The sequence below is a fragment of the Streptomyces sp. NPDC007095 genome (assembly GCF_040634475.1).
GTDB lineage: Bacteria > Actinomycetota > Actinomycetes > Streptomycetales > Streptomycetaceae > Streptomyces.
The window spans coordinates 1-10,048 of sequence record NZ_JBEYFS010000319.1 but is presented as its reverse complement, the minus strand read 5'-3'; the positions used below and the strand labels follow the sequence as shown (position 1 = coordinate 10,048).

General features: G+C 73.4%; 10 protein-coding genes and 1 pseudogene. 4 read left to right on the top strand and 7 right to left on the bottom strand.

Annotated features, from left to right (window positions below; all coding sequences use genetic code 11):
* Positions 1 to 124: 124 nt before the first annotated feature.
* Both ABZ656_RS52950 and ABZ656_RS52945 read right to left on the bottom strand, forming a co-directional pair.
* Positions 125 to 417: pseudogene (locus ABZ656_RS52950) on the bottom strand (hypothetical protein); the annotation flags it as partial.
* A 161-nt stretch (positions 418 to 578) separates the two neighbouring features.
* Positions 579 to 1,703 (bottom strand): mechanosensitive ion channel family protein, encoded by a 1,125-nt coding sequence (locus tag ABZ656_RS52945; RefSeq protein ID WP_180362750.1) that lies wholly within the window; start codon positions 1,701 to 1,703, stop codon positions 579 to 581.
* A 259-nt stretch (positions 1,704 to 1,962) separates the two neighbouring features.
* Between ABZ656_RS52945 and ABZ656_RS52940 the strand changes: the two genes are divergently transcribed.
* A complete protein-coding gene (locus ABZ656_RS52940) occupies positions 1,963 to 2,499 on the top strand; it encodes an HNH endonuclease (RefSeq protein ID WP_067370302.1) in 537 nt (178 codons plus the stop codon).
* 62 nt (positions 2,500 to 2,561) lie between these two features.
* On the opposite strand, the gene ABZ656_RS52935 is transcribed toward ABZ656_RS52940, so the two are convergent.
* The 5 genes from ABZ656_RS52935 to ABZ656_RS52915 form a co-directional block, all read right to left on the bottom strand.
* Entirely contained in the window at positions 2,562 to 3,191 is a 630-nt protein-coding gene (locus tag ABZ656_RS52935; RefSeq protein ID WP_101405132.1) for a hypothetical protein, read from the bottom strand.
* On the bottom strand, positions 3,188 to 4,555 hold the full coding sequence (locus tag ABZ656_RS52930; RefSeq protein ID WP_101405133.1) for a hypothetical protein: 1,368 nt from the start codon (positions 4,553 to 4,555) through the stop codon (positions 3,188 to 3,190). Before ABZ656_RS52930 ends, ABZ656_RS52935 begins: the two co-directional genes overlap by 4 nt.
* A gap of 95 nt (positions 4,556 to 4,650) precedes the next feature.
* Complete coding sequence (locus ABZ656_RS52925) at positions 4,651 to 5,460, bottom strand: ABC transporter ATP-binding protein (protein ID WP_360279221.1); 810 nt, start codon at positions 5,458 to 5,460, stop codon at positions 4,651 to 4,653.
* An 11-nt stretch (positions 5,461 to 5,471) separates the two neighbouring features.
* Positions 5,472 to 6,425 carry a zf-HC2 domain-containing protein gene (locus tag ABZ656_RS52920; protein WP_101405134.1) on the bottom strand — a complete coding sequence of 318 codons (954 nt, stop codon included), beginning with the start codon at positions 6,423 to 6,425 and terminating at the stop codon, positions 5,472 to 5,474.
* Positions 6,422 to 7,000, bottom strand: a complete 579-nt coding sequence (locus ABZ656_RS52915; RefSeq protein ID WP_101405135.1) for an RNA polymerase sigma factor — start codon at positions 6,998 to 7,000, stop codon at positions 6,422 to 6,424. The genes ABZ656_RS52920 and ABZ656_RS52915 overlap by 4 nt, the downstream gene beginning before the upstream one ends.
* 273 nt (positions 7,001 to 7,273) lie before the next feature.
* On the opposite strand from ABZ656_RS52915, the gene ABZ656_RS52910 reads away from it, so the two are divergent.
* The 3 genes from ABZ656_RS52910 (at position 7,274) to ABZ656_RS52900 (ending at position 9,961) form a co-directional block, all read left to right on the top strand.
* Positions 7,274 to 7,513, top strand: a complete 240-nt coding sequence (locus ABZ656_RS52910; protein ID WP_095854647.1) for a hypothetical protein — start codon at positions 7,274 to 7,276, stop codon at positions 7,511 to 7,513.
* The gene (gene malQ / locus ABZ656_RS52905) at positions 7,514 to 9,640 is read left to right on the top strand and encodes a 4-alpha-glucanotransferase (RefSeq protein ID WP_360279216.1); all 2,127 of its coding nucleotides are present in this window, start codon (positions 7,514 to 7,516) and stop codon (positions 9,638 to 9,640) included.
* A gap of 81 nt (positions 9,641 to 9,721) precedes the next feature.
* Positions 9,722 to 9,961, top strand: a complete 240-nt coding sequence (locus ABZ656_RS52900) for a hypothetical protein (RefSeq protein WP_054231770.1) — start codon at positions 9,722 to 9,724, stop codon at positions 9,959 to 9,961.
* Positions 9,962 to 10,048: the final 87 nt, after the last annotated feature.

Sequence of the window (10,048 nt, the reverse complement as noted above, 5' to 3'; positions counted from 1 at the left end):
GGTGCGGTGGTGCTTCGCCGGTGGTGCTTCACCGGTGTGGGGAAGGGTGAGGGGGGAGCGCGGGGCGGTCCGTCTGCGGCGGGGGCGACTTGGAGTGAGTCGGGGGAGGGCCCGTCCTCGGTTGCTTCACGTCGACGTAGTCGCCCGTGGCCGTGGCGGCGCCCGTGGTGGACGTGCCCGCGAACTTGTAGCGGTAGGAGCCGTCGGCCGAGGCCTTGACCGTGGTGGTGAGGGTGCCCGCCGTGCCGGAGGTCACCGTCTTGACCGTCTTGTACGCGTTGGCGCCCTTGGCCTTGAACTGGAGGGCGACCGGCCGGCCCGTGTACCCGGAGTACTTGGCGGTCTCCCAGTCGCGCGGGTCAGCGCGCCCTTGACGGTGAGGGTCTTGCCCTTCTTCACCGGCTCGGGAGTGGCGTCGGTGCCGGGGAAGTTCTTCGCGACGGGGCGTGAGCGGACCGGCTGATGCCGGAGCCATGGGCTTGCTCATGCGTGCGCCGGAGCTGTGGGCTTGCTCGTACGCGCGAGGGGGCGGCGCCCGGAACACCCGGGTGCCGCCCCCTCACACGTACGGCCGGGGCCTACTTCGGCGAGCTCGACGGAGCCGGGGCCGAGGCGGGGGCCGGGATGGGGGCGGTCGCCTCCGACTGGGGGGAGGCCGGGTTGCCGAGGACCGACGGGGCCGCCACCGCGGCGGTCGGGTCGATGGGCTCCTCCTCCGGGGGTGCCGTGGGGCCCCCGACGATGCGGATGTTCGCGGCGTCGAAGGCGCGCTTGACGCGCCAGCGGAGTTCGCGTTCGACGGAGAGGGACTTGCCGGGCATGGTCTTCGCCGAGAGGCGGACGACCATGGAGTCGAGCAGGACGCTGTCGAGGCCGAGGACCTCGATCGGACCCCAGAGGCGCTCGTTCCAGGGCTCTTCCTTGGTCATCGCCTCTGCGACCTCGTCGAGGGTGCGCTTCACCTTGTCCAGGTCCTCGTTCGCGCGGACCGTGACGTCGACGCCGGCCGTGGCCCAGCCCTGGGAGAGGTTGCCGATGCGCTTGACCTCGCCGTTGCGGACGTACCAGATCTCGCCGTTGTCGCCGCGCAGCTTCGTCACACGCAGGCCCACCTCTATGACCTCGCCGGAGGCGACCCCCGCGTCGATCGTGTCGCCGACGCCGTACTGGTCCTCAAGGATCATGAAGACGCCGGAGAGGAAGTCCGTGACCAGGTTGCGGGCGCCGAAACCGATCGCTACACCCGCGACACCGGCGGAGGCCAGCAGCGGGGCCAGGTTGATCTGGAACGTGCCCAGGATCATCAGCGCGGCGGTGCCCATGATCAGGAAGGACGCGACCGAACGGAGGACCGAGCCGATCGCCTGCGAGCGCTGCCGGCGCCGCTCGACGTTCACCAGCAGACCGCCCAGGGCCGTGCCGTCGACCGCCTGGACCGTGCGGGTCATGCGATCTATGAGCTTGGTGATCGCCCGCCGCACCACCACTCTCAGTACCCCCGCGATCACCAGGATCAACAGGACGCGCAGACCGATCGCCAGCCACGTGGACCAGTTCTGCTCGACCCAGCTGGCGGCGTTGGTCGCGCTCTGCTGGGCGTCCTGAAGCGTGGCGGTCGTCGGGTCCGTCGTCGCCGAGGGGGACGGCGACGGGGTGGACCCCGAAGCCGACAGGGCGGTCAAGAACACGGCAGGTACCTCCAGGGCGTAGCGGTCCGCCCGCGGCTCGGGGACATGTGAGGGCAGCGACGGGCAGAACCACCACACTAACGGGGCAACGCGCGAGGCTCGTTGCAATGTTCGGGGGAGAGACCGTACTCACCTGGGGATGAATGAGGGTGTGGTCGAAAACACTCCCAGCCCGTTACCGGGACATGGTGGCGCTTCCACCAGGCAAGAGGGGAGACTGACTGCAGATCGTCCCGGCGCGAGCCACGCGCCGCCGGCGTACAAGGAGGCATCCGTGCCGCATGTCCTGGTCCTCAACGCGTCGTACGAGCCACTCGGCGTCGTACCGCTCCGCCGCGCGCTCGTCCTCGTCCTCGAGAACAAGGCCATCTGCCTCGAGGAATCCGGCGCCTTTATGCACAGCGCAACCGTTACTGTCCCCGCACCCAGCGTGGTCCGGCTGAAGAGGTTCGTACGGGTCCCTTACCGGGGGCCCGTTCCGCTGACCCGTCGGGCACTGTTCGCCCGCGACGGCGGCCGGTGCATGTACTGCGGTGGCGTCGCAACCAGCGTCGACCACGTCATCCCGCGCTCCCGCGGAGGTCAGCACGCCTGGGACAACGTGGTGGCGTCATGTCGCCGCTGCAACCACACCAAGGCCGACCGCCACCTGGTCGAGATCGGCTGGCGCCTGCGCCACAAACCCGCCCCGCCGACGGGGCTCGCCTGGCGCATCATCGGAACGGGGCATAGGGACCCGCGCTGGCTGCCCTACCTGCAGCCGTACGGCGCGGAGGATGCGATGGCCCGGATCGACGGCATTTCCGCCTGACGATCCGGGCCTTTGTGTTCCCTGGCCCCGGTGACCCGTGGTCCGCCCCGTGCGGCCCCGCGTCAGGCGCGGGGTCCTTCGGGGCGGGCGCCGCGCGCCACGTAGAGTGCCGAGCCCAGTACGTGGAGTGCGAGGGCGGCGGCCCAGGCGCCGTGCTGTGGGCCCGTTTGCATGGGCCAGGTGAGGATTGTCTCCCCGCGCATGCGCGGCGAGGCGGCCGACAGGTACACGGCGCTGAAGTACAGCATCGTCGGCATCCAGCTCGCCCGGGCGCCGAACAGAACCGCCCCGACCGCCGTGATCCCGACGGCGCCCAGTGTGTTGCGGACCATCCCCGCCGAACCGAACACCTGTGCTTGTCCCGGTACGGCGAGCGCGAGCACCGTCGCCGCGAGCGCGCTGAGGACCAGCAGATGAGCCAGGCGCCTCGGCCACCAGGGCCGTACGGCGGTGTCGTCCAAGTCCCGCGCGTACGAATGGAGGCTCAGCCCGATCGCCGCCGAGGCCAGCAGCGGGGCGAGGGAGAGCAACGGGACCCTGCGGTACGGGTCGAGGAAGGCGTCCGGGCGGCCCGCCGCCCAGAAGGTGAGGAGGGCGGCACAGGCGAACGCGGCCAGGGTGGTCGGGATGGCGCGGGAACGGGCGTAAAGGGCGAGCGCGGTCGGCGGGGTGACTCTGCGCGGGGAGTTCACAGGGACGGGACCTCGCTCGGCTTCGGGTCGCAGTCGTGGGCCGTGGCGAAGTAGCGGCTGAGCAGCGAGCGGCGCTCGTCGTCGGTCATGGCGGTGAGGTGCGCGTACGCCTTGTCCTCGGCGCGGAACTTCGCGAGTTCCTTCGTGTCACCCCGCTGCCGGGCCGATGCCACGGAGCGCTCGCGTATGTCCTTCTGTACGGAATTCGGGGCCAGCCAGCGCAGTACGGCCTCGTCGGTGACCTGGACGCGCTGCGCGGACGGCGGCTCGTCGCACTCCGGGCGGACCAGCATCATGGCGCCCTCCCAGGCGTACCGCTCCGGATCGGTCACCTTGCCGCGGACGGCACTCCAGCCGAGCGGGGTGAGCATCGGCAGTTGTGCCTCGTCCTTGTGCGGGCGGCGTGGCAGGTCCTCGAAGCGGACCGGCAGGTTCTGTACCCCCTTCAGGCGGCCGGTGAGACCGGACAGCACATGGGTCACCGCCGGCAACATGCCCGGGTGGACGGCGTTGACGCAGACGCGCGGGGTGGTGGAGTCGTCGCACACCTGGCGGTGGGCGAGCGGGTTGTCGCGCAGCATGCCGTCGCCCGTGTGGACCAGCACGACCGCGGCGCCGAGTGCGGCCGCGAGCGGCAGCAGCGCGGTGGCTCGGCGGTACGCGGCATGGGCCAGGGCCGCGGTGGCGGCGAGCCCGGCAGGCCACAGGGCCGATACGAGCGGATACCACCAGACCGGGACGTCGTCGTCGCCGACCAGGCTCAGGTAGGCGGGGGCGAGGCCGTGGAGGTCCGACTCGGAGAGACCGAGGGTGCCGTACAGGACGTATCCGCAGATCGCGAGCGTGGGAGCGGTCAGCCGCCAGGGCAGCAGCCGCCCGGCCACCTGACCGAGCAGCGTGCATGCGGCGATCGAGAGCGCGGCCCCGGCGAAGACGGTCGGGACCGGACCGCCCGCCGACGCGTACGGCGCGCAGGCGAGCAGCACGCCGGCCACCGCCACGAGGTATGCCGCCGCCAGCCAGCAGGCGAGCGGCAGGGCGGCCGTCAGGAGCTGGGCGAGCGGGGTACGAGCGGTCGAGGCCCGCAGTTCCGTCATCCGCAGCCGCCGCTCCCGGCCGCCCTGCCATGCGCCGGCCGCGAGCGCGAACGGAACGCCGATCACGCCGGCCGCGGTGCTCAGCTTGCCCGTCGTCACACCCCAACTGCCCTGCCACTGCGCCGACGTGGCGGCGAGCGTCCAGGCGAGAGCGAGCAGGAGTGCCCCGGCCGCCCAGGGGGCGAACCCGCGCAGGGACTCGACGCGGAGGGGGTGGGGGGCGGAACCCGCCCTCCGGGCGGGCGTCTCGCGGGTCGGCGCGCTCATCCGGGGGCTTCCGTGGGACGGGAGCCGAGGGCGCTCTTCGTCGGAATGGGGGTGCGTGGTCGGCGCGCGCTCCCCGTCGGGCTGGATGCGTACGTTCACCGGGCGGCCCCCGTCGAGGCGCGGTGGCCGCGCAGGACCGTGGTGTAGCCGCGCTCGATCGCGTTGCCGTCGGACTCGTGGCCGTCGGCGCCGATGGCGGCGAGGGAGTGGGGTGTGCCGCGGTAGGCGACCTGGCCGGCCTCGATCAGGGTGACGTCCGTGCAGGCCGCGGCCACGTCTTCCACCAGGTGGGTGGAGACGATCACCGTGGCGGTCCGGCCCAGCTCCCGCAGCAGCGCCCGGAACTCCACGCGCTGCTCGGGGTCCAGACCCGCGGTGGGCTCGTCGAGGAGCAGGACACGGGGATCGTTCACGATGGCCTGGGCGATGCCGACGCGCCGGATCATGCCGCCGGACAGCGTTTTGACCTTCGCGTCGATACGGTCGGCGAGCCCGACCCGGGCGACGGCGCGCTCGACCGCTGCCGGGGCGCCGGCGGCCGGCACCTCCTTCAGCCAGGCCACGTACGCCACGAACTCCCGCACGGTGAACCCCGGGTAGTACCCGAAGTCCTGTGGCAGATAACCCAGTTCGCGGCGGACCGCACCGCGCTTCTGCCGGTGGCGGAGGTCGCTGCCGAGCATCCTCACCCGGCCCTCGGTGGGCTCCGCGACCGTCGCCAGGACGCGGATGAGGGAGGTCTTGCCGGCGCCGTTGGGGCCGAGCAGACCGTGGACGCCGGGGCCGAAGTCCAGGTCGACGGCGTCCAGTGCGGTGGTCCTGCGGTGCCGGACGGTCAGTCCGGAGACTCGTATGGAGGCGGTGGCGGTGCCCACACCGTCGTCCGTCATCGAAGTGCCGGACATGCCAGGGGAGTTCACATCGTCTCCAGACGGTCGTACGCGGAACGGCGCGCGGCGAGGAGGAGGGCGCAGAGCGCGGATGCCGCCGCCCAGCCCCACTGCGGCGAGGCGCCGGTGAAGTAGAGGGAGAGTTGACGCGTGAGACGGGCCGTCAGGTCGGGGTTCGGAGCCGTGAGAAGGGGCGCCGCCAGCGCGAGCAGCCAGCCGCAGCCCACCACCGCGGAGGCGGTACGGCAGCCCACGTACCCGGACAGCGCCAGCGTGGCCAGGGTCAGGGCGAGCCCGGGCAGCAGCCAGGCGGCCGCCGTGGGTGCCTGCGGCAGGCGCGGGTCGGTGGCGGGGAGCAGCAGCCCCGCCACCGTCAGCAGCGGCACGCTCACCGCCAGCACGGCGGCCGTCCGCATCAGCACCAGTCGTAGCCCGCCGGAGGGCGACGTCGCGACGATCTCGTGCAGCGGATCGGCGTGCGGGCCGTACGAGAGGGCGACTCCGGCGACGGGTACGACCGGGGCCAGGGCCAGCAGCAGCGGGCGCGCGCCCTCGAACCCGCCGCCGTACGCCAGTGCGAGCGCCCCTGTGGCCACCAGCAGCACGGCCCCGGCCCAGGCCCCGCGCAGCGCGGGGCCCGCGGCCCACACCATCCGCCCGAGCCGCCCCCCGACCGCTCGGGCGCGCTTGGGCACGGGCCGCGCGGGAACCGGTGCCCGGCTCGTCGGCGCGGAGGCCGGGACCTGGGCCTTCGCGGCGGACTGCGCAGCCGGGGCCGATGTCAGGACGGCGTCCAGGACCGCGTTCCGCACCTCCGCCAGCACCACCCCCGCCGTCCCGGCGCGTGCCGCGTGCGAGGCCCGCGCGGCGCAGTGCCCGCAGCTCTCCAGGTGCTTCTCCAGGGACCAGGCGTCCGGCTCCGGAAGGGAGCCGTCCGTGTAGCGGGCGACGAGATCGTCGGGGGCGTGCCAGCCGGTCATGCCGGGCCTCCCAGCGGGGACGGAACCAACGAGGGGTTGAGGTGGGCGAGCGCCGCGCGGAGTTCCGCGCGTGCGCGCATCGCGCGGGTCTTGACCGTGCCTTCGGGGATCCCGAGCAGCAGGGCCGTCTCGCGGGTGGTCAGCCCGTCGACGACCGTCGCGCGCAGCACTTCGCGCAGTTCGGGAGAGATGCGGTCCAGGGCCGAGCCCACGTCTCCGTACTCCAGGTCCGCCAGCACGTGATCCTCCGCCGAGGGCGCGGGTGGCGGCGCCGTGTACTCCGCCCGCTCGGCCCGCTCCTGCAGGCGCCGCGCGTCGACGAGTCGGCGCGCCGCGATCGTCCACAGCCAGCCGCCGGCCTCCGCGCCCCGGTGCGTGGCCGCAGACCGCCACACGGTCACGAACGTGTCCTGCAGCACCTCCCGCACGATCTCGGGATCGCCGCACCGCCGGGTCAGCCGCGTGTGCAGCCACCCGGCATGCCGGTCGTACAGCGCGGACAGCGCCGCCGAGTCCCCGTCCGCGACGGCCCGCAGCAGCGCCGCGTCCGTAGCGTCCTCCCGGTGGCCCCTCATGGGGCGGAACAGTCTCACACCCTGTCTATCGACTCCCGTGGGGCGATCGGTTCACGAGCGGTTCACCCGGTTCTCTCCGCTCGCTCGTCAGATGCGCGTCCGCGACGGCGGCGGGAGTGACCGGTGTGCTGTGTGTGCCGCCCGCCTGGAGCCGCCGCGTCGGAACGGAATGTGACCAGAAGCACGTTGTCCGTCCCTGTACGTCTGCCCCGGCGTCCGCTGGGTAGAGCTGCGATAACCCGCTTCCCGCCTTACGACGACAAGGAGGCCCCCGTGGCCGCATCGGCACACCTTCTGCTCTCGGCCCTCTCCAAACGCCCGACGGAGCCCTCCGTAGAGCCCCACGTGTGCGTCTTCAGCGCCGAGGGCGCCTCCGCCGAACCCCCGCTGACCAGCGAACCTCCCCTCCCCGACGCCGAGCCGCTGACCAGCGAACCGCCGCTGGCCGACGCCGCGCACCTGACCAGCGAGCCCGTCTCCACCGGCGCCGCCACGGACATCTCGGGGGTATAGATGGCGCCCAGCCCGCCCGCGGACCCCTCGCCCGCCGGCCCCTCGCCGGCCGACCCTCCCGACCCGCACGCACCGCTGGCGCGGCTGGCCGCACTGCACGGCGTCGCCACCTCCTACAGCCCCTCCCCGGACCGTACGGTCGCGGCCACGGACACCGCGGTCGTCGCGGCCCTGGCGGCGCTCGGCGTCGACGCGAGCACCCCGGACGCCGTCCGCGCGGCACTCGCCGACCGGGAGGCCGGAACACGGGAGCGGCTGCTGCCGCCGACGGTGGTGTGCTGGGGCGGCAGCCCGCCCGCCGCGCTCGCCGGACTGCCGGCCGGCACCCGGCTGCGCATCACCACCGAACAGGGCGAGACCCGCGCCGCCGCCGAGCAGCTCCCGCCCGGCGTCCATACCCTGCACGTCACCGCCCCCGACGGCCGCACCGCCGAGGCCCACCTCGTCGCCGCCCCCGCCCGGCTGCCCGCGCCGCCCGGACGCACGTACGGACTCCTCGTCCAGCTCTACTCCCTCCTCTCCCGGCGTTCCTGGGGCATGGGCGACCTCGGCGACCTCGCCGAACTGACCGCCTGGGCCGGCCGGGCGCTCGGCGCCGGATTCGTGCAGGTCAACCCCCTGCACGCGGCCGTACCCGGAACCCCCACCGACCCCTCCCCGTACCGGCCCTCCTCCCGCCGCTTCCCCGACCCGGTCCACCTGCGGGTCGAGGACATCCCCGAGTTCGCCCACGTCGACGACCCGGGCCGGGTACGGGCGCTGCTGGAGCGCGCCGAGCGACTGCGCGAATCCGTGCTCCACAAGGGCGCGTTGATCGACCGCGACGCCGTGTGGGAGCTCAAGCGCGAAGCGCTGGAACTGGTGCGCGAGGTGCCGCTCGGGCCCGGCCGCCGCGCCGCCTACGTCGACTTCCTCGCCGAGGAGGGCGAGGCGCTGGAGGACCACGCCACCTGGTGCGCACTCGCGGAGGCGTACGGCCCCGAGTGGCAGCGGTGGCCGGTGGGCCTGCGTGACCCGCGCTCACCCGAAACCACCCGCGCCCGCGGCGAGTTGATGGACCGCGTCGACTTCCACAGCCGCCTCGCCTGGCTCACCGACGCCCAGCTCGCCACCGCCCAGCGCTCCGCGCGCGACGCCGGGATGGCGGTGGGCCTCGTGCACGACCTCGCGGTCGGGGTGCATCCCGGCGGGGCCGACGCCTGGGCGCAACAGGAGTACTTCGCTGCGGGCATGTCCGTCGGCGCGCCCCCGGACGCCTTCAACGCACGCGGCCAGGACTGGGGCCTGCCGCCCTGGCGCCCGGACCGTCTCGCCGCCTCGGGCTACGCCCCGTACCGCCGCCTCCTGCGCGCCCTCTTCCGGCACGCGGGCGCCCTGCGCATCGACCACGTCATGGGCCTGTTCCGGCTCTGGTGGGTGCCGCAGGGACAGCCGCCCACCGAGGGCACGTACGTCCGCTACGACGCCGAGGCGATGCTCGCGATCCTGACCCTGGAGGCCTCGCGGGCCGGGGCCCTGGTGATCGGCGAGGACCTCGGCACGGTCGAGCCCGGTGTACGCGAGACGCTGCACGAGCGCGGGGTGCTCGGCACCTCGGTGCTGTGGTTCGAACGGGACTGGGACGGCGACGGGAAGCCCCTGCTCCCCGAGCGCTGGCGCCCCGACTGCCTGGCCACCGCCACCACCCACGACCTGCCGCCCACCGCCTCCCGGCTCACCGGCGCCCACGTCGAACTCCGCGACCGGCTCGGCCTGCTCACCGGCTCCCTGGAGGACGAGCGGACCGCGGCCACGGCGGACACGGGGGAGTGGCTGGCGCTGCTCGCCCGCCTCGGGCTGCTGCACGGGGCGGGCGACGCGGGTTCGGCGGTGTCGGAGGAGGCCGAGATCCAGGCCGTGCACCGCTTCCTGCTGCGCACCCCGGCCCGCATGATCGGCGTGTGGCTCCCGGACACGGTCGGGGACCGGCGTCCGCAGAACCTGCCGGGCACGTCAGACCAGTACCCGAACTGGCGGTTGCCCATCGCCGACGCGGACGGCCGCCCGGTGACCCTGGAGGAACTGGCGGCCTCGCCCCGGCTGTACGCGCTGATCGATGTGCTGCGTGGGCGTGACGGAGGCGTGTGAACGGGGCGTGCGGGCGGGCGTCAGGTCTCCGTACGGCACCCCGGGCGCGCGACTCATTCAGGTGTTCGCTACGTTTGCACCGTGGACAAGAAGAACGCCCTGCGCGCCGGCGCCCTGGCTTCCGGTACGACGCTGATGATGCTGCTCATGTCGTCCCCCGCGCTCGCGCTGACCCGCGACGACGGTGACGACCCCGGCAAGGGCCTGAGCGTGATCGAAACGCTCGGCCTCTACGTCGTGACGCCGATCGTCCTGTTCCTGGTCATCGCGGGCCTCGTGATGGTCCTGGACAAGTCCGACAAGCAGCCGAAGCGGACCTGATTCCGGCTCGCTTCCCGGAGCCTCGGCCGCGCGCCGAGGTCTGGATCCTTCTCGATCGAGGGAGTCCGCGCACCCACCCCGAAGTCC

What these genes read in the sequence shown, in the direction of transcription:
- ABZ656_RS52930 (WP_101405133.1), bottom strand. Translation starts at nt 4,555, where the DNA reads ATGAGCGCGCCGACCCGCGAGACGCCCGCCCGGAGGGCGGGTTCCGCC.
- ABZ656_RS52925 (WP_360279221.1), bottom strand. Translation starts at nt 5,460, where the DNA reads ATGTCCGGCACTTCGATGACGGACGACGGTGTGGGCACCGCCACCGCC.
- ABZ656_RS52920 (WP_101405134.1), bottom strand. Translation starts at nt 6,425, where the DNA reads ATGACCGGCTGGCACGCCCCCGACGATCTCGTCGCCCGCTACACGGAC.
- ABZ656_RS52915 (WP_101405135.1), bottom strand. Translation starts at nt 7,000, where the DNA reads ATGAGGGGCCACCGGGAGGACGCTACGGACGCGGCGCTGCTGCGGGCC.
- malQ (WP_360279216.1), top strand. Translation starts at nt 7,514, where the DNA reads ATGGCGCCCAGCCCGCCCGCGGACCCCTCGCCCGCCGGCCCCTCGCCG.